Source organism: Dokdonella fugitiva, from assembly GCF_004342425.1.
GTDB classification, from domain to species: domain Bacteria; phylum Pseudomonadota; class Gammaproteobacteria; order Xanthomonadales; family Rhodanobacteraceae; genus Dokdonella_A; species Dokdonella_A fugitiva.
In genome coordinates this window covers 68,559-87,291 of sequence record NZ_SLWQ01000011.1, presented here as the reverse complement: position 1 = coordinate 87,291, position 18,733 = coordinate 68,559, and the positions used below count along the sequence as shown (strand labels likewise).

The 18,733-nt window shown below is 64.8% G+C and carries 15 protein-coding genes; 5 read left to right on the top strand and 10 right to left on the bottom strand.

What is annotated here, in order from left to right; genetic code table 11:
- Window positions 1-77 precede the first annotated feature (77 nt).
- Window positions 78-926: an S-formylglutathione hydrolase gene (fghA, locus tag EV148_RS16430; RefSeq protein WP_131999940.1), complete on the top strand. Its 849-nt coding sequence runs from the start codon at window positions 78-80 to the stop codon at window positions 924-926.
- A 302-nt stretch (window positions 927-1,228) separates the two neighbouring features.
- Here fghA and EV148_RS16425 read toward each other — a convergent pair whose 3' ends face one another.
- The 3 genes from EV148_RS16425 to EV148_RS16415 form a co-directional block, all read right to left on the bottom strand.
- A complete protein-coding gene (locus EV148_RS16425) occupies window positions 1,229-1,666 on the bottom strand; it encodes a nucleoside deaminase (RefSeq protein WP_131999939.1) in 438 nt (145 codons plus the stop codon).
- Between the two features lie 160 nt (window positions 1,667-1,826).
- Window positions 1,827-2,297 carry a hotdog fold domain-containing protein gene (locus EV148_RS16420; RefSeq protein ID WP_131999938.1) on the bottom strand — a complete coding sequence of 157 codons (471 nt, stop codon included), beginning with the start codon at window positions 2,295-2,297 and terminating at the stop codon, window positions 1,827-1,829.
- A gap of 490 nt (window positions 2,298-2,787) precedes the next feature.
- Window positions 2,788-5,256, bottom strand: coding sequence for an acyl-CoA dehydrogenase (locus EV148_RS16415; protein WP_131999937.1), 2,469 nt, complete (start codon window positions 5,254-5,256; stop codon window positions 2,788-2,790).
- 305 nt (window positions 5,257-5,561) lie between these two features.
- On the opposite strand from EV148_RS16415, the gene EV148_RS16410 reads away from it, so the two are divergent.
- The 3 genes from EV148_RS16410 to EV148_RS16400 all read left to right on the top strand — a co-directional run bounded on the left by EV148_RS16410 (window position 5,562) and on the right by EV148_RS16400 (window position 7,509).
- Window positions 5,562-6,146 (top strand): TetR/AcrR family transcriptional regulator, encoded by a 585-nt coding sequence (locus EV148_RS16410; RefSeq protein ID WP_131999936.1) that lies wholly within the window; start codon window positions 5,562-5,564, stop codon window positions 6,144-6,146.
- Between the two features lie 327 nt (window positions 6,147-6,473).
- Window positions 6,474-7,100, top strand: coding sequence for a nucleotidyltransferase domain-containing protein (locus tag EV148_RS16405; protein WP_131999958.1), 627 nt, complete (start codon window positions 6,474-6,476; stop codon window positions 7,098-7,100).
- A complete protein-coding gene (locus EV148_RS16400; protein WP_131999935.1) occupies window positions 7,084-7,509 on the top strand; it encodes a hypothetical protein in 426 nt (141 codons plus the stop codon). Before EV148_RS16405 ends, EV148_RS16400 begins: the two co-directional genes overlap by 17 nt.
- Window positions 7,510-7,568: 59 nt before the next feature.
- Here the strand turns inward: EV148_RS16400 and EV148_RS16395 are convergent, their stop codons facing one another.
- Genes EV148_RS16395 through EV148_RS16365 form a run of 7 tightly spaced genes read right to left on the bottom strand, consistent with a single transcriptional unit; the run spans window position 7,569 to window position 17,464 of the window.
- Entirely contained in the window at window positions 7,569-7,808 is a 240-nt protein-coding gene (locus EV148_RS16395) for a hypothetical protein (protein ID WP_131999934.1), read from the bottom strand.
- 4 nt (window positions 7,809-7,812) lie between these two features.
- Window positions 7,813-8,724 carry an HNH endonuclease gene (locus EV148_RS16390; RefSeq protein ID WP_131999933.1) on the bottom strand — a complete coding sequence of 304 codons (912 nt, stop codon included), beginning with the start codon at window positions 8,722-8,724 and terminating at the stop codon, window positions 7,813-7,815.
- 24 nt (window positions 8,725-8,748) lie between these two features.
- Window positions 8,749-11,022, bottom strand: a complete 2,274-nt coding sequence (locus EV148_RS16385; RefSeq protein ID WP_131999932.1) for a GmrSD restriction endonuclease domain-containing protein — start codon at window positions 11,020-11,022, stop codon at window positions 8,749-8,751.
- A gap of 16 nt (window positions 11,023-11,038) precedes the next feature.
- A complete protein-coding gene (locus tag EV148_RS16380) occupies window positions 11,039-12,502 on the bottom strand; it encodes a type I restriction-modification system subunit M (RefSeq protein ID WP_131999931.1) in 1,464 nt (487 codons plus the stop codon).
- On the bottom strand, window positions 12,499-14,043 hold the full coding sequence (locus EV148_RS16375; RefSeq protein WP_131999930.1) for a restriction endonuclease subunit S: 1,545 nt from the start codon (window positions 14,041-14,043) through the stop codon (window positions 12,499-12,501). Before EV148_RS16375 ends, EV148_RS16380 begins: the two co-directional genes overlap by 4 nt.
- Window positions 14,040-16,802: a type I restriction endonuclease subunit R gene (locus EV148_RS16370; RefSeq protein ID WP_131999929.1), complete on the bottom strand. Its 2,763-nt coding sequence runs from the start codon at window positions 16,800-16,802 to the stop codon at window positions 14,040-14,042. Before EV148_RS16370 ends, EV148_RS16375 begins: the two co-directional genes overlap by 4 nt.
- 59 nt (window positions 16,803-16,861) lie before the next feature.
- Complete coding sequence (locus tag EV148_RS16365) at window positions 16,862-17,464, bottom strand: HD domain-containing protein (RefSeq protein ID WP_131999928.1); 603 nt, start codon at window positions 17,462-17,464, stop codon at window positions 16,862-16,864.
- A gap of 151 nt (window positions 17,465-17,615) precedes the next feature.
- On the opposite strand from EV148_RS16365, the gene EV148_RS16360 reads away from it, so the two are divergent.
- Complete coding sequence (locus EV148_RS16360) at window positions 17,616-18,083, top strand: hypothetical protein (protein ID WP_131999927.1); 468 nt, start codon at window positions 17,616-17,618, stop codon at window positions 18,081-18,083.
- The last annotated feature ends 650 nt before the right edge of the window (window positions 18,084-18,733 follow it).

Below are 18,733 nucleotides of genomic sequence, written 5' to 3'. Positions count from 1 at the left end.
AAGTTCGCGATGATAGCGGCAACGACTACACTCATGCGCCGCGCGGCGGCGCCCATGCGCAACGTCCTGGAATCGCCATGACCCTCGAGACCCTCTCCGAACAACGCTGCTTCGGCGGCACGCAAGGCTTCTACCGCCACGCCTCCACGACCACCGGCGGCGCGATGCGCTTCGGCGTCTATATGCCGCCGCTCGTGCCGGATGCGAAGGCGCCCGTGCTGTACTACCTCGCCGGCCTCACCTGCACCGAGGAAACGTTCGCGATCAAGGCCGGCGCGCAGCGCGTCGCGACCGAGCTCGGCATCGCGCTCGTCACGCCCGACACGAGCCCGCGCGATACCGGCATCGACGGCGCGACCGGCGACTGGGAGTTCGGCGAGGGCGCGGGCTTCTATCTCGATGCGACCACGCCTGCGTTCGCGTCGCGCTTCCGCATGTATTCGTACGTCGTCGACGAACTGCCCGCGCTGCTCGCCGCCGCGTTCCCCGCGCTCGACGCGACGCGCGCATCGGTCTTCGGCCATTCGATGGGCGGCCATGGCGCGCTCACGATCGCGCTGAAGAACCCGTCGCGCTATCGCTCGGTATCCGCCTTCGCACCGATCGTCGCGCCGATCCAGGTGCCGTGGGGGCAGAAGGCGTTGCCGCGCTATCTCGGCGGCGATCGCGACGCGTGGCGCGCGTATGACGCAACCGCATTGATCGAGGATGGCGCGCGCTTCCCCGGCACCCTGCTCGTCGACCAGGGCGACGCGGACAAGTTCCTCGACGTGCAACTGCGCCCCGAGTTCCTCGAGCGCGCCTGCCGCTCGACCGGCCAGCCGCTCGAGCTGCGCCGGCGCGCCGGCTACGACCACAGCTACTGGTTCATCCAGAGCTTCGTCGAGGACCATCTGCGCCACCATGCGCAGGCGTTGCGCGGGTAGCTTTCGCGGTTCGTGATGCCGCGGTCGCACACAGGGTGCGCTCCTACGGGGTTCCCGCGGCGCCTCGCGTGTTGCGGCGGGACTCGCCGCGAAGCGGCTCGACCCGCCCTACGCGAGCACCGCCTGCGCGTGTCTCCGGTGTGTTGTAGGGCGGTACGCGCGTAGGGGCGGTACGCGCGTAGGGCGGTACGCGCGTAGGGCGGTACGCGCGTAGGGCGGTACGCGCGCAGCGCGTGCCGCCGATCGCCCCAGTCCACAACACATCGGGGCCTCCGCCACTCCCACAAAGAGCGGACGAATCGTCAGACGCCGATGTCTTCGTTCCAGAGCGCGGGCTTGTCGCGCATGAAGTCGTGCATGAGCGCGACGCAGGTCGCATCGTCGACGACATCGATCGCGACGCCCCGGCTCCTGAGCCACGCCTCCTCGCCCATGAACGAGCGGTTCTCGCCGACCACGACGCGCGGGATGCCGTAGAGCGCGATCGCGCCGCTGCACATCGGGCACGGCGACAGCGTCGTGTATATCACGCTCTCGCGATACACCTTCGCCGGCTGGCGGCCCGCGTTCTCGAGTGCGTCCATCTCGCCGTGCAGGATCGCGCTGCCCTTCTGCACGCGGCGGTTGTGGCCACGACCGATGATGCGGCCTTCGTGCACGATCACCGAACCGATCGGGATGCCGCCTTCGACGAGGCCGGCTTTGGCTTCGTCGATCGCGGCCTGGAGGAATGGATCCATGCGTTGCGTCCCTGGAGTGCGGCTCATGCCGCGCGCCGAGTATCCCATGCGGCTACCGACCTGCAGGAGCACACCGCGATATGCGTGCAGGGCGGCACGCGCACGGCGCATGCCGCCCGGCCGCGCACGGGGGTGCGTTTCTACAGGACGATGCCGTGCCTCACTCGGCCTTGCGCGGCGAGATCCACATCGTGATGTCGGCATCGAACACGACTTCACCACCCGTATCGCGCACCTCGACGACCGCATGCACCTCGCTGCCACTCGTCGCCGGGGCGATCGCCGGCACGGTGGCGATCGCGGTCATCGTGCCCTTCGCCTTCCTGAGGTACCGCACGGTCATGCCCTTGGGGATCCAGCGCATCGAATCGGGGATCGTCGCGTCGGTCGCGAGGCCGCCCGCGAGCTCGGCCATGTTGCACAGCGCGATCGCATGCACGGTGCCGATGTGATTGTGCACGCGGCGCCGGTCGCGGATGCGCACGACGCAGCGCCCGGGCTCGAGCACGTCGATGGTCGGCGCGATCGACGCGAAGTACGGCGCACGCCAGCAGATCGCGCGCGAGACGAGCCAGCGACCGAGCGCGGAGCGGCCGTGGCGGCGGAACAGGTTCAATGCTTGCGAGCCCATCCGAATTCCTCGTCTGTGACGCCCGACGCAACGCCGCAGTGTGCGCGCCCGGCCCTACACGATGCGGCCACGATGTGCGTGTAGGGCGGTACGCGCACAACGCGTGCCGCCGCTCGCGCCAGTCCACCAAATCACCGCGGCTCCTGCCGTACCCACAAAAGCGCATCGCGCGCGGCGCCCTCCACGATCCGGCCACGGTATGCGTGTAGGGCGGTACGCGCACCGCGCGTGCCGCCGATCGCGCCAGTCCACCAAATCACTGCGGCTCCCGCCGCACCCACAAAGCGCATCGCGCGGCGCCCTCCACGATGCGGCCACGGTATGCGTGTAGGGCGGTACGCGCACCGCGCGTGCCGCCGATCGCGCCAGTCCACAAAAGCATCGCGGCTTGCGCCACCCCACAGAAAGCCCTGCCGTCCGCTCCGCGCGCAGCCGCCCCGCATCCTCGCGGCGGCACGCGCGGCGCGCGTACCGCCCTACACGAGCGACGTTACGCCACCGAGCGCAACGACGACGGCTTCGTGCGCTTGCCCGCCGCGAGTTCCGCCGGGTCGAAGTCGTCGACCGAAATGAATTCGAACGTCGCCGCGCGCACGCGCGTGAGCAGCGCGCGTTCGGCGGCGTCGATGACGCCTTTCGCTTCCGCGTCGGCGAGCTGGCTGTCCCAGTCGTAACCGCTGAGTTCGCCCGCCTTCGCGGCCTTGAGGAACTTGCGCTCGACGGGCTCCGCCGCGATCACGTCGGGCAGCAGCGCGTTCATGCGGCCCACCGGATTGTTCGGGTTCGGCGTAAGGTAGACCCACTCGGCGAGGCGGTCGCGCGCTTCGCCCGGTGCGCAGAGGATCGCCGCGACGCGGCGGCCGAGGCGGTCGGACGGCGGCACTTCGCGACGGCCGAACGGGAACACGAGCGCACGCAGCACCCACGCGACCGGGCGCACCGGGAAGTTGCGCAGCACGCCATCGAGCGCGTTCTGCATGCGGTACACGCAGTCGTGGAACGCCCACGCGAGCAGCGGGTGATCGGTGACCGGCCGCCCCTGGTCCTCGTAGCGCTTGAGCATCGCGCTCGCGATGTAGAGGTTCGACAGCACGTCGCCGAGGCGCGCGGAGAGCTTCTCCTTGAACTTGAGCTTGCCGCCGAGCACGAGCATCGACGTGTCCGCGACGAGCGCGAGCGCGGCCGCGTAGCGGTTGAGCTTGCGGAAATAGCGCTTGGTGTACGCATCGCCGGGCACGCGCCCGATCTTGCCGAACGTGAGGCCGAGCACGAAGCTGCGCACCGCGTTGGAGATCGCGAAACCGACGTGGCCCCACAGCGCCGCGTCGAACGCTTTCAGCTTCTCGCGGTAGTCGGCGATCTTCAGCGCCTCCATCTCGCGCAGCACGTACGGATGGCAGCGGATCGCGCCCTGGCCGAAGATCATGAGGCTGCGCGTCATGATGTTCGCGCCTTCCACCGTGATCGCGATCGGCGAGGTCTGCCAGCCGCGGCCCGCGTAGTTGCTGGGGCCGAGCTGCACGGCCTTGCCGCCGTGGATGTCCATGATGTCCTTGGCGACCTCGCGGCCGAGCTCGGTCGCGTGGTACTTCGCGATCGCCGACGGCACCGACGGCTTCTCGCCGCGATCGACCGCGGCCGCGCTCGCCTTCGACAGCGCGCTGATCTGGTAGGAGTGACCACCGATGCGCGCGAGCGCTTCCTCGACGCCTTCGAAGCGGCCGATCGCGATGCCGAACTGCTTGCGAATGCGCGCGTACGCGCCCGACGCGATGACGCCCGCCTTCACCGCGCCCGCCGCGTTCGACGGCAAGGTGATGCCGCGACCGATCGACAGGCACTCGACCAGCATGCGCCAGCCCTGCCCCGCCATCGCCTCGCCGCCGATCAGTTGCGACAGCGGCACGAACACATCCTTGCCGCGCACCGGGCCGTTCTGGAACGCCGCGTTGAGCGGGAAGTGGCGACGACCGAACTCGAGGCCCTTGGTGTCGTGCGGCAGCAGCGCGAGCGTGATGCCGATGTCCTCGACGTCGCCGAGCAGGTGATCGGGGTCGTGCATGCGGAACGCGAGGCCGAACAGCGTCGCGATCGGCGCGAGCGTGATGTAGCGCTTGTCGAACGTGAGGCGCACGCCGAGCACGTTCGCGCCGTTCCACTCGCCCTTGCAGACGATGCCGTAGTCGGGGATCGACGTCGCATCCGAACCCGCGTACGGGCCGGTGAGCGCGAAGCACGGGATCTCGCGGCCGTCGGCGAGGCGCGGCAGGTAGTAGTCGCGCTGCTCGGGCGTACCGTAATGCAAGAGAAGTTCGCCCGGCCCGAGCGAGTTCGGCACGCCGACCGTCGAGGACAGCGAGCCCGAGATGCCCATGAGTTTCTGCAGCACCGCCGACTGCGCGAGCGCCGAGAACTCGAGGCCGCCGTACGCCTTCGGGATGATCATGCCGAAGAATTTCTTCTTCTTGAGGAAGTCCCAGATCTCCGGCGGCAGGTCCGCGAGTTCGTGCGTGATCTGCCAGTCGTTGACCATCGCGCAGAGTTCCTCGACCGGGCCGTCGAGGAACGCCTGTTCTTCCACCGAGAGCTCGGGCTTGGGCTGCTTCAGGAGCTGTTTCCAGTCCGGCTTGCCGCTGAAGAGCTCACCCTCGAAACCGACCGTGCCCGCATCGAGCGCGATCTGCTCGGTCGGCGACAACTGCGGCGTCACCTTCTGGAACGCGGCGAGCGCCGGCGCGCTGAGCTTGCGACGACGGAAACCGACGAGGTTGAGCGGCAGCGCGACGAGCGCGAGCAGCACCAGCGGCACCGCGATCGCGAGCACCGACGACCCGGCAAGGACGCCGACACCGACGATCGCCACCGCGGTCGCGATCGACCACATGAGCAGGCGCACGCGCGCGTAGGCCGCATAAAGCGACACGACGACGGCGGCGAGGAAAGGAAGGAATGCAATCACGGCGAACTCCTGGGAAAACTGCGGCGGCGCCACGCCACCTCGATCCAAGGCCTGCCGAAGCCACCCGCCGCGCGCGATCCGCGCCCGGGTTCCGCCTCGCGCCCCACCTGTAGGAGCCCACCCTGTGGGCGACCCCGACCGAAGCGCAAGGCCACAGGCCCGCTATACCCCAGTATGGTGACGCTACCCCACCCAGTCAATACGCATCCGTATGGATACCGCAGGCACTTGAAATGCCGGGAAATCATATGGCCCCGCCCCGTGACGCGGTTCTCAATGCCCCGAGCCTCAGGCACACTCGCCGGATGAATACGGACGCCACCGCGAAAGCCGAATCCAAGGCCCGCCTCTCCGCGGCCGACTGGGAACACGCTGCGCTCGAGACGCTCGCCGAAAGCGGCCTCGCCGCCGTCGCCGTCGAACCCCTCGCCCGCCGCCTCGGCGTGACGAAAGGCAGCTTCTACTGGCACTTCACCACGCGCGAAGCCCTGATCCAGGCCGCGCTCGAGCGCTGGGAACGCGAAGACGAACAGGACGTCCTCGTCCCCACCGGCGCGATCCCCGACCCGCGCGAACGCCTGCGCGAACTCGTTCGCCAGGTCAGCCACAAGCGCCCCTCGCACGCGGTGCTCGCGGCGTTGTTCCGCGCGCTGGATCAGCCGTTGATCGGGCCGGTCGTCGAACGCGTTTCAGCGCGGCGCATCGCGTTCCTGACCGAAGCGTTCCGTCACGCGGGGTTCGATCCGACGCATGCGGCGAATCGGGCGCGGCTCGCGTACTCGGCGTATGTCGGGTTCGTGCAGCTGTCGCGGATTGGGCAGCCGCGGATGAGTCATGAGGAGTTTGAGGCTTATATTCGCGACTTTATCGATACCCTGGTGCCGCGCTGAAGCACCGCGCGGCCTGCGCGACACGCGTGTTGCCGGTACGCCATGCTCCGCACCACCCGAGTGCAGCACACACACTGAACGCGGCACCCGCCTCGCCGTCGTCATTCCCGCGAAAGCGGGAATCCATGTTGCTCTTTCACGCGCGTCTGCGACAAGGCAAATGGCCCAACTACCGCAGGGCGGGTCGAGCCGCGAATAGGCGAGTCCCGCCGTCTCCACGGCGAACTAGCCAAGCCGGTAGCGAACACGCCGGTACAGCGAATTCGCACCTGGCGCCAAGCTCCTGGCGGCTTGCAAATGCCCATATTGGGCACTACCGTGCCCAATATGGGTATTGCCTCTTCCCGAGCTGCGCCGATCAAGACTGAAACCAGCCTTGCGAGTGCGTTGTTCACCCAGACGCAGCAACGCGTGTTGGGCTCGCTGTTCGGCCAGCCGCAGCGCCGTTACACCGTGAGCGAGCTCATCGCGCTCACCGGCGCGGGGTCCGGTGCCGTCCAGCGCGAACTCGCCAAGCTGACGGACAGCGGCCTGCTCACCGTGCAGCCGGTCGGTCATCAGAAGCACTATCAGGCGAATTCCGCCGCGCCGATCTACGGTGAATTGGTCGCCATCATGCGCAAGACGGTCGCCATAGCCGAGCCGCTGCGCGATGCACTCGCACCGCTCGCGCCGCGCATCGATGCCGCCTTCGTCTACGGTTCGGTGGCCAAGGGCAGCGATCACGCCGGCAGCGACATCGATGTGATGATCGTTTCCGACACCCTCGCTTACGCCGAGGTGATGCTCGCCCTGCACCCACTGATCGAGCGGATCGGTCGCGACATCAACCCGACGCTGTATTCGCGCGCTGACCTGCAGCGCCGCTTGCGTGAGCGCAACGCGTTCACCCTGCGCGTGCTCGAGCAGCCGACCATCTGGCTGATGGGAGACAAGGATGTCCTCCGCGCTTGAGAATCTCAGCGGCGCCGGCAAGCCGCTGAATCCTGAACCCTTCGACATCCGCGAGTTCGAAGGCCTGCTGCGGTCGGGGCGCGCACGCCTCGGCGACGCGCGCAACGCAGCGCTGTCGCTCGAAGGTCGCTTCGACCTCGCCTACAACGCCGCCCACGCGCTCAGCCTCGCTGCGCTGCGTAGATTCAACTATCGCGCGAGTCACCGCTACATCGTTTTCCAGGTACTGCCGCACACGCTCGGTCTCGGCCCGGAGGTCTGGCGCGTCCTCGCCAAGGCGCACGACCGCCGCAACCTCGGTGAATACGAGGGACTCCTAGATATCGACGAGCGCTTCGTCACCGACGTCATCGCCGCGTGCACTGCGGTGGCGAATGCCATCGACCGTGTTGGCGCAAAGGACGCATGACACCCGCGACGGCCACAGGCGCGCTCGGCTAGCGCCGCGCCTTCGCCGCCCACCGCCGGTCAACGCTTGCCGTAGGCAAGCTCGTCCATCATCTCGGCGAACCGCGTCCAGTCGATGCGCTTGCTCTTCTGGCGATTGGCTCCAAACCAGTAGATCGCGCCGCGCCCGACTTCGAGCTCGCCGAGCTTCTCCTTGATGGCGAAGATCTCGAGGCGCAACGAAGACTTAGCCTTCACCAGTTCGACGTTGGACAGTTCGGCGCGGACTTCGTGCTTGCGTGCCACCTTCTTCTTCGCCATTGGACTACTCCACGAACATATGGTTTCGGTGGAATCTCAGGAACGCCGCGAGTTCTCGATTCGGGTTGCATCGCAGACGAGCAGGAATGAACAGCCCCGTGCGCTCGGCGGTCGAAAGCGCATTCGCCACGATCATTTCGCCCTGATCATCGAAAGCAATCAAGCCGGCATCGAAAAGCGCGTCGAGATTGGCAGACAGCAACAGTCCGTTGTTCGGGTTCAGTCGCTCCCGATCTGTCGACAACCTCCACGGTTTGCAGTGGGAAGCTCTCAATACTGCGGCGACCGTGCATCCGGTGACGGCGCATGAGCCGTCCCACAACTTGATCAGGTCCTGCCGGAATTGGCCTTGGCCAAGGCGGGCATCGACGAGCACCGCTCGGGTTGTCGCCGGAAGATCCCTCGATTCGATATCGGCGAGATCTCGCAGTAGCTCAGTGGACGAATCGCTCTGACCAGGCGCGCCTATGGTCGGTGGGGCGCCGCTTCCGCCCGCTCCCCGAGGATCATCATCCGTTCGACCGGCGTCGGATTGAGACTTCTGAATGCCATCCATTTGGACGTCGTCGCTCGAAACCAGTGCGGGCACCGCGGTCGATATGGCGAACCGCTTGAATGGATAATTCATCTGCGAAAGCAGCCGCTCCGCGCGTTCCAGCAGATCGTCGTCGAAGTATCTTCTCCACTTCGTCTCGACGATGATGGCCTCGCACGACAGATCCAATCGCCCCAATTCCCATAGCTTACGAAAGCCCTCGGACGGCTTGCCGCTATCGAGGATACGCTTGACCGTGCTGAATCCCCCCTCCGCAGCCAGATCGCGCTTGAAGTAGTTCGGAAAGTACTTCAGTCGCTCCGCTTCCCTGACCGCACCACCCAGGTAGGCGGTGAATTCTTCATCCTGTCGCGCGTCCATCAACCAGCTCCTTCGCCAGAAGCATTAACCCCAGTGGTCATCGGTGTATACGACCAACTCATCGCCGTGCAATTGCTTGGTCTGATTGCCGACTCTCACCCAGAAATCCGAAGCCTTCCCACCACTCTCCACGGGCCTGGCGAAAACCGGCTTTGCGGAAGAAGCGACGGACACCAGGCATACGTCCTTTCCTCCGGAGCTTTCGAAGCGGATCCTGACTTTCCCCGCCGTCGGGACCGATAACGCATTGTCGAGCAGCTGGCGCAAGAACAGCTCGAACCCGTCCAGATCCTGCTTCTTTCCCAACGTTCCAAGATCGGCGTCGAGGCCAAGAACCTTGCCGTCGTCATCGACGCCGATCAACAAGGTCCCTCCCTCCGCATTGAGAAGGCCACAGACTGCTTTGACGATCACCTGCTCCATCTTCTTGTCCGCCATGCCCGCACGAACGTTCCAGCGCGCGCTCGATTTGAACTCCAGTGTTTGCGACTCCTCCAGGGCAAGGTAGTCGGCGAGCGACTTGGCACCGTGATCCTGCGGCTTGCCGTCCCACAGGCGCTCGAAGCCATCCCTGATGACGCGAGCCATCAATCCCCGCCGCTTTTCGAGGAAGGTCTCGTAGTCGAGATCACTCCACCCGATCGGCAGTGCATGCCAGTACATGTGCTTCTTCGTGCGATCCTCGCCCAGTAGCTCGCTCATCCTGGGCCAGTACACCGCGGGATCACCCGCACTGATGGACGCATTGTCCGGCCAGTCGAGAAAAGCCATATTGGCGATCGCGTTCGTCTGCCGGACACCCGCTATCCCCTTCTGCGCGAGGAAACCTTTGGGGAACAAGTGGTGGCGTTCCATCGCCCGCCTGGCCCCCGAGGGATCGCCCATGTCGCGGATGCGCATGTCGCTGAACAGGAGCTCGGCGTCCAGGACATTGAGCACCGCCCAGTAGGCGAACAATACCGGCGACCGCGAAGAAGAGGTGTCCAGGCGACTGGGCAGGGAAATGTCCCAGTAATCACCCGTGAAGTTCGAACGCACGATGCGATCGAGCTCCGCCATGAACGCTTCACCGTCCGCCGGCGCCAGTTGCCCGATCCTTCCGAGATCCGCCTCGATCTGGCTCTCCGGACTCGACGTGTAGCGCCCGGTCGTGTGCGCCATGAAGAACCAGCGCGCAATAACGGAACGCAATGCCTTGATGTCGATACCGTGGTAGCACCGCCCGATCAGCCACAGCACATAGCTGTAGATGATCGCGTTCGACGAACTGATCATCCGACTGCTCCTGAAGCCAGCAGCCGCCAGGCACTTCAGGAACTCGTGCCAATGCATCAGATCGAGCACGTGCGCCTGCGCAGCCTTGAGGATGGCGAACTGCTCATCGCGCCTATTCGCACTCACTTTCCCTGTATCGAGATCCTTGCCTCTGAGCAGGCTGTAGACGTTTTGCAGCCGACCGCGACGAAACGCCAGCCCTACCGTGGCGCGCAGCAACTGGTCCGGACTGGGGTCGAGGTAAGGATTCCGCGCCGATGCGCCTTTGTGTGCCGGGTCCACCGCGGCACGGCAGAAGCCTTCGAACAGCCTTCGACCCTCTTCCCAATGCACCGACATCAGCGTGAGGATGAAGTCGGCCTGATTGAGCTTGACGCCTTCGGAGTTGATCCTGACGAAGACGTCGGCCACCTGCTCCTCGTCGGCACTCGCATTCAGCTCGATCACCTGGAACCTGAAATCGCGCAGGTCGCGTACGCGATCAATGCGCTCTTCGAGGATGTCCTGCTCCTCCCGCGTCGTCTTCGCTTCGCGACTGTCGTCGAGCGCCTGCAGGAATTCACGCACGGTCGATTTGTAGCTGCCGTCCCACAATTTCGTGATGTCCGGAATGTACTCGGGGCTGCGCTCGATGGCCGCATCGGTGACGTCGAATGTCTGCGCACCCGGGTTGAAGGCGATCCGGATGCGCCGGCTCTCGAATGACTTGCTGACGACCTCACGCCCCGTGATCACGGCAAACAGTGCGGTCAAACGCTGCTGGCCATCGACGATGAGGAGCTTCGGCACGCGATCGGTCGAACCGCCGCCCACCTGTCGCGCACCGGTTTCGGCACCGGTTTCCCAGAACATCAGCGTGCCGATGGGATAGCCTCGGTACATCGAGTCGAACAGGTCACGAATCTTGGTCGCCGACCAGACGAAAGGTCGTTGAATGTCAGGCAAGGCGATATCGCCGTGCTTGATTCCCTCGATGAGATGTATGAGTGAATAACCCGTATCGCGATACAACGTCGTCGGCATCTTGATCCCCCTATGTTCAATCGCGCCGTGTCAGCTCGTCCGCTACCGATTGAAAGGCCTCCAACGCGGCCTGCAAGTTCTCGACGATCTCCGCCGCAATCTCGTCTGGCGGCGGCAGGCTGTCTACATCATCCAGGCTCTCGTCCTTCAGCCAGAAGATGTCGAGATTGATCTTTTCGCGCTTGAGCAAGTCGACGACGTCAAAGCGCTTGAACCGCTCGGTTTCCTTGCGCTTGCTGCGGTTGCCCGCGCAATAGCGGGCGACGAAGTCGTCGAGGTCCGTGGCCTTCAGGGGATTCTTCTTCAGCGTGAAATGCTCGTTCGTGCGGAGGTCGTAGATCCACAACGCCTTGCTGTTCGATTTGCCGTCCGATCGCGGCGGGTGCTTGTCGAAGAACAGGACGTTCGCCTTCACGCCATTGGCGTAGAAGATGCCCGTCGGCAGGCGCAGCAGGGTGTGGAAGTCGAACTGCTGCAGCAGGCGCCTGCGGATGCCCTCGCCGGCGCTGCCGGCCTCGAACAGCACGTTGTCCGGCAGCACCACGCCGGCGCGACCATCCGACTCCATGATGGTCATGATGTGCTGCAGGAAGTTGAGCTGCTTGTTGCTCGTGGTGAACTTGAAATCCTCGCGCTCGTAATCCTCGCGCTCGGTGTCCACCTCGCCGTCCTCGCCGATGACCTTGTAGCTGCTCTTCTTGCCGAAGGGAGGGTTGGTAAGAATGACGTCGTAACGATCGCCCGGATCGTTGGCGAGTGCATCGGCCGCGCGGATCGGCGACTCGCCGTTGCCGATGCCGTGCAGGTAGAGGTTCATGCCGCACAGGCGCACGACCTCGTCGACGATGTCCGTGCCGCTCAGCGACTGTTCGCGCAGCTTGCGCTGCTGGGCGCGGTCCTGCGACTGCACCTTCATATGGTCGTACGCCGACAGCAGGAAGCCGCCCGTGCCGCAGGCCGGATCGTGCACCGTCTCGCCGATGCGCGGATCGACGACCTTGACCATCGCCTCGATCAGTGGTCGCGGGGTGAAGTACTGGCCCGCACCGGACTTCACCTCCGATGCGTTCTTCTCCAGCAGCCCTTCGTAGATCGCGCCCTTCACGTCCACGCCCATGCCGATCCAGGTCTCGGCGTCGATCAGCGAGACGACGCGCTTGAGCTTGGCGGGGTCGGTGAGCTTGTTCTGCGCCTTGCGGAAGATGGTGCCGATCAGGCCCTTCTCCTTGGCCAGGGCCTCCAGCGTGTCGCGGTACTGCAGCTCGAGATCATCACCCGATAGCGGCGCGAGCCTCGACCAGCGCCATTTCGGCGGAATGATGGAGGCCTCACCCAACTGCTCCTCGCGCTCCTGGTCCATCTTGAGGAACAGCAGATAGGTGATCTGCTCGACGTAGTCGCCGTAGCCGATGCCCTGATCACGCAGGACGTGAGCGTAGTTCCAGACCTTGGAGACGAGGGCGCTGTAATCGGTGCTCATGCGGAGGTCTTCTTCTTGCGGCCGCGCATCGGCGCTGCGTGGTTGGTGCCGCGGCCGGCGGCGATACGTTTGAGTAGCATGGAGGCCGGCTCGTCGGCTGGGTCTTGGCTGACGAGCCTGCCACTGAAGGCCGCCTTCAGGACGCCCTGCCGCAGTGAGCTGGAGCCGCGCATCTGCTTCTCGATCTCGCCGGCGTGGTGGTCAGTGATCGAAAGGATGTCGTCAACGCGGCTGACAATCTCATCTGCCTCACTGGGGCACATGATCGGTACGGGCACTGACTTGAGCTTGCTTAGGCTAAGGGACGCGAGGTTCGTGGTCTGTTTGCCCAGCCTCATGAACAGGGTCCTGCCCGTGACGTTTCCGTACCACGAAATGATCTTGTTCAGCGAGTACAAGATGACCAGCCTCGCGCGGAACACATGATTCTGGTGGATGCAGTTCGACAACTGTCCTTCCCAAATCCAACCTCGCCCGAGTTTGTCAATGTCACCACCTTCGTTGAACAAGATGTCCCCCGGTCGTAGGCGGAGCTGTTCGATACGATCTCGCGGAGCATTGATCGACTTCATCTCGCTCAAGTCGAGATACCCGCGCTGGACGTTGGCAACTCTGAGGTAAGGCACTGGCTCGCAGTCCTCGGTACGGCGCTTCTGATCAACAGTGATGCCCCCGACTATGTCGGCAAGCATGTCCAACGACGCCCACACCCAACCGTCCGGTAACTCCGGTAGGTCAGTCATATCAGGCGACAACGGTTCCTCGTACTTCTGCTTCCACTTGTCATTGGCGGGCGTGATGCCCTTGGCCTTCATCTTCTCCAGCTCGGCCTTCTCCCAGGCTTCGCGGCGGGCCTTGAGGATGCGGGCGAGCAGTGCTTCGCCGGACTCCAGCTTGTCCTTGTTCTTCTCGCGCCACTCGCGCGTGAGCTCGCCGGTGACGGCGGCCTTGAGGACGGATTGGCGGTAGCGCTCCACCAGCTTCTGCACCCGCTCCAGCGCGCGCTCACCTTCGTCGATGCAACTGAAGAGTTCGTCGATCTTGGAGACGATGCGCTTCTGTTCTGTCGCAGGAGCGATGGAAATCTCGTAGGCGGCCAACCGATCAGAATCTATGCTCGAAACCGTCGTGCCGTCCTTCTTGCAAGTGCGAAGGATGTCTTCCGCACGCGATCGCAGGAAGTAGCTTGCATAAACCGCGTCAACACCTCGAACGGCAACTGCCTTGAGGTCTTGATTCATCGCTACGGGAACGGTGTTCACTGCGACTGGGAACGAGTGCTCGAGAATTCCAGAGCGCGTGACCATGAGTACCGAGTTCGCAGGGACGAGGTTGGTCGCCGACTCCCGCACAGCCCTCTCGGTGATCCGGTCTTGAGCCGATTCGATCAACGGACGCTTCATGTCCTTCGGCGAGACCCAAGGGACGGTTCCATCTCGCCAGTACTCGCCGACCGCCTTCGATGGGGTGCCACCACCGAACCATTCACCCAGACTCCCGAGTGGCGTCCTCGCCCAGCCGGGCGGCAATTCCTCCGTCATGCCACCAACGCCTCACTCAACTCATCCAGCATCCGGTTCAACTCCGCTCCAAACAGCTTGCGCGCAGCAACAACCCCACCCCACTCCGTGAACGGGTGATCGCGCATGAGGTCGGCAGGCGCAATCTCGACATTCGCCGCCAGGTAATCCTTGATCGCACGCAGCCAGTTCATCTCTTCCTCGTTGAAATCGCGGCCCGCCTTCTTCTGGCGACCGATCCACAGGTTGAATTTCTGCTCGACGCGCGCGGCGTAGGGCTCCAGCACGTCCGCCTGGCCGGTTGCGAAGCGCACCAGCGAGATGATGTCGGTGAGCACCTTGTCGCTCGGCGCGCCGCGCACCAGCGAGGCTTCCAGTCGCTTGTAAGCCTGCCAGACATCCGCGGTGGTCAGGTGGTGCGGCGGGTCGCCGAGCTTCTGCGCCAGCTCCTTTATGCTGGCGTAGGTCAGGCGGCGCTTCGGATAGGGCTGACTGTACAGAATCTGCAGGGCCAGCAGTTCACTCTTGTTGGCCTCGATGAACTCGCGGAACCCGGTGACGCGCTTGCGCGCCTGCTCCATGTCGTAGCCGACGAAAGTGACCTTGTCCAGCGTGCCTTCGTCGATGATGATGTCAGTCTTCTTCTTCAGTACCTTGATGAGATTGCGCAGCTCAGCGTCGTCGAGCGGCGCGACGGCGGCGTCCCTGAGATCCTCTTCGATCGCTTCGACCTGCCCTTTTGTCGCGGCTTCCATGCTTCCATGCCGCTCGATGACCCTCGCCTCCACGATGTCCGGGCTGACCGACTGCAACAATCGGCTCGCGATCGCTTTCAGCGAATCGCCGCCGCTGACCGTGCGGATGCGTTGCTGGTCCTCGGGGTCGAGCTTGCGATCGAGGATGGCGAGGCGCCCGGCCAGACTCGTGATCGCGTCCGGGTCACGCTTGCCCTGCGCGACCTGGTCGATCAGCTTGTCGAACGCGAGCGTGCGCTTGCGCTCCAGCGGCTGGGAGATGGATTTGCGCCCCTCGGTCACGCCGACCGCATCGACCAGCACGAAACGGGTCTTGGTCTGCGCGTCGGGCGTGACCTGCTGCAGGTCCGCGTGCTTGATGGTGCGCACGCCACGTCCCTTCATCTGCTCGTAGTAGCCCTCCGACTTCACGTCGCGCATGAAGATGAGCGCCTCCACCGGACGGATGTCGGTGCCGGTCGCGATCATGTCCACGGTGACGGCGATGCGCGGGAAAGGATCGACGCGGAAGGCAGCGATCAGTTCCTTCGGCTTGTCGACCGCGGCGTACGTGATCTTCTTCGCGAAATCGTTGCCCTGCCCGAATACCTCGCGCGCGATGGTGACGATCTCCTCGGCGTGATTGTCGTCCTTGGCGAAGATCAAGGTCTTGGGTACCCACTGGCCGCTGCGGCCGGGGAACAGCTCGGTGAACAGGTTGTCGCGATAGCACCGCAGCACGGTGCGGATCTGATCCGGGTTGGTGACGGAGCGGTCGAGCTCGTTCTTCCGGTAGGGCAGATCCTCATCGAGCTTCTGGTAACGCAGCTTGCGGGTGCGGCGATCGCGCACGGGCACGGCATAGCCGGCATCGACCGTACCGCCCTTCTCGGTCACTTCGGTCTTGATGCGGAACACCTCGAAGCCGACATTCACGCCATCCACCACCGACTGCTCGTACGGATACTCGGCGACGAGGTTCTGGCGGAAGAAGCCGAGCGTGTGCTTGCTCGGTGTCGCGGTCAGGCCGATGAGATGCGCATCGAAGTAGTCGAGCACTTGCCGCCATACGCCGTAGATCGAGCGATGGCATTCGTCTGTGACGATCACGTCGAAGGTTTCGATGGGCAGCGCCGGGTTGTACTCGACCGGCATCACTTCACCGTCGTCGTTCGTCCAGGTCTCGAACGCGGACCGCTCCTCGTTGGATTCGTCGAGCTCTTCGCCACGCAGCATCGCGTACAGGCGCTGGATGGTCGTGATGACGACCGCCGCATCCGTGTCGATGTGATTGCCGTGCAGGTGCTGGACGATGTAGGTCTGGGTGAACTTGCGGCCGGAACCCGGCGGCTCGTAGTTCTGATATTCCTTGAGCGTTTGGTCCCCGAGGTTGTTGCGGTCGACCAGGAACAGGATCCGCTTCGCCTTCGCGTACTTCAGCAGGCGCCAGCTGAAGGTGCAGGCGGTAAACGTCTTGCCGGCGCCCGTCGCCATCTGGATCAGCGCGCGCGGATTGTCCTGCGCGAGCGATCGTTCCAGCCCTTCGACGGCTTCGATCTGGCACTCACGCAGCCCAGCCTTCTCCAGTAACGGCATGTGCCGGAGGTGCGACCGGAAGGATGCTTCATCGTTCAGCCACGCGTGCAGGGTTTGCGGCTGATGAAAGGCGAAGATCCGCCGTGACCGGGCCAACGGATCACGCCCGTCACGGAAATAGGTTTCGTCTCCCGTGGACTCGTAATCGAACCGGAGGCCACCCTCCCAGCACTTCACGTGCTCTGGCAAGGCAGTGAGGTAACGCGACGCCTGCTCGGCGACTCCGCTGAGCGTGGTACCCGCCTTCTTGGCTTCGATCACGCCGCAGGCCTTGCCCCCGACGAACAGCAGGTAGTCGCAGGGGCCGGCGCTGGTGGCGAATTCGCGCACCGCGACGCCTTCTGCGGCGTTGCGGTTGAACTCGTCCCGGTCCTGGAGAACCCAGCCGGCGGCATTCAGGAGTGCATCGATGCGCTCCCTGGCACGCTGTTCCGGATTGAGTGGCGACACGCGGCGGCCCCCTTGCCGCCAAGACTATCTGGAATAGTCGCCCGGTCGCCGACGTCGGGTCAATGGGTTGCTGCATCGTGCAAGCGCGCTACGACGCGCTCGAAACAGGCTGCAGGTGGTGATCCGCGCGAAGAGAATATGCGGCTCAGTGCGTCGTAGTACCACAAGGTCCCGCTTTTTCCACCTGTAAACCGCTGGAAGACGGATACACCCACGGCCGGGCTTTCGAGGTCTTGCACGATCGACCGCGCGTTGTGCAGCTTGTCGCAGCAGGAAACCAGCAGGACCTCGTCGCTGGCCTCGGCGAGATGCGAGAGGTAGTGCTGCTTGCGTGCCGTCCAGTCGGCACGCCTGGCTTCCGGGGTGGCGTGCTCCGCCTTGGCCTCCGCGCTGCCGTCGGTGCAAGCCACGACGATGGCCGCGACGGCGTCACCGAATGCACTACGGATGGCGGCCGCGTGCGTCGCGCCGCAGTCCTCGATGACGTCGTGAAGGAGCGCGGCGATGGCTTGGTCCTCGTTGCCGCCGAATTCCAGCACCAAGCTCGAGACGGCCAGTAGGTGGTAGAGGTAGGGAATCTGCGTGCCCTTGCGCGTCTGAGTCGCATGGGCCTCGCGGGCATAGTCGACGGCCCGCGTGTATCGGTCGGTGAGGACGGTCATGGGTCGCTCCTGATCGTTCCTTATTGTCGTTGTTTTCGTGTCGCAGGATTTGAGATCGCCCCCTGTTCCAATCCCTCTCGTGCCGCAAGGCACCCCGCCCGTGCCATCGGGGCCTGGACGGGATCACCCTTGGAATTGGGAGAGAGTACCTATGACGCAGAACCTCGTTTCGATGAACCTGACCTCCGATCAGCTCGCGGCCGTGGATGCGGCGCTGGAGGCGCTGGAAAGCAACCTGGCGGGCATGGTGTCGCTGAGTCCGCAGCAGCGTCGCACGGTGCCGCGGATGGGCGACAAGTCCGAGGCGTTCTGCCGGCAGGCGTTGTCGCTGCTGGGGCAGAACCCGCAGGTGGTGAACCCGGGCCTGGGCTTGCCGGAGGCGGAGGCGGATCTGGCGACGCTGGATGCGCTGCGTCCGCGACTGCAGCGCCTGGAGCGGTTGTGGGCGCGGGCTTCGGATACGGAAGTCGCGTTGGGTAGCGACATCATGTCGACGGCGTTGCAGGGCTATGCGCTGCTCAAGGTGTCGGGTCGCAACCAGAGCCTGGAGGGTCTGCGTGCGTCGCTCGGGTCGCGCTTCGCCAAGAAGCCGCGATCGACGGAGGCGCAAGCCGCGTAGCGCGGGGCGTTACCGGTGTGGAAATCGAAGCCGCAGTGATGCGGCTTTTTTCGTGCCTGCGGTTTGGGGAATGGTGCGGGTGGGTGGTGGTGGGGATGGGGTTGGAGGGGGAAGCGTGGCGGTTCGGGCGGGTGTGGTGCGGGTTGGAGTCGCGGTGGTGCGAGTTTGAGCGGGGCGCGTGCGGGTTCGAGGCGGAAGCGTGCGGGTTGGAATGGCGAGCGTGCGGGTCGGGAGCTGCAACGGCGCGGGTCGAGGTCGCGCGCGTGCGGGTTGGAGGGGCGATGGTGCCGATTGGCGTCGCGGCGTTGGCGGTGGGAGTCGCCGTAATGCGGGTTGGAGCCGCAAGTGTGCGGGTCGAAGTCGCAGGTGTGCGGGTGTGGAGGGGCGTGCGTGCGGGTTCGAGCGGGAGCGTTACGGGTTGAAGCGGGGACGTTACGGGTTGGAGTGGGAGCGTTGCCGGTTGGAGTGCGGGTGATGCGGGTTGGTCACGGGGGCCGTTGTAGGAGCCCACCCTGTGGGCGACCGCAGCGTCGCGATGCACTGCGGCGTGGCGGTCGCGCACAGGGTGCGCTCCTACGGGGAGTGGCGTGGCCGAAGGTTGTGCGGGTGGGTGATGGAGGTGTTGTAGGAGCCCACCCTGTGGGCGACCG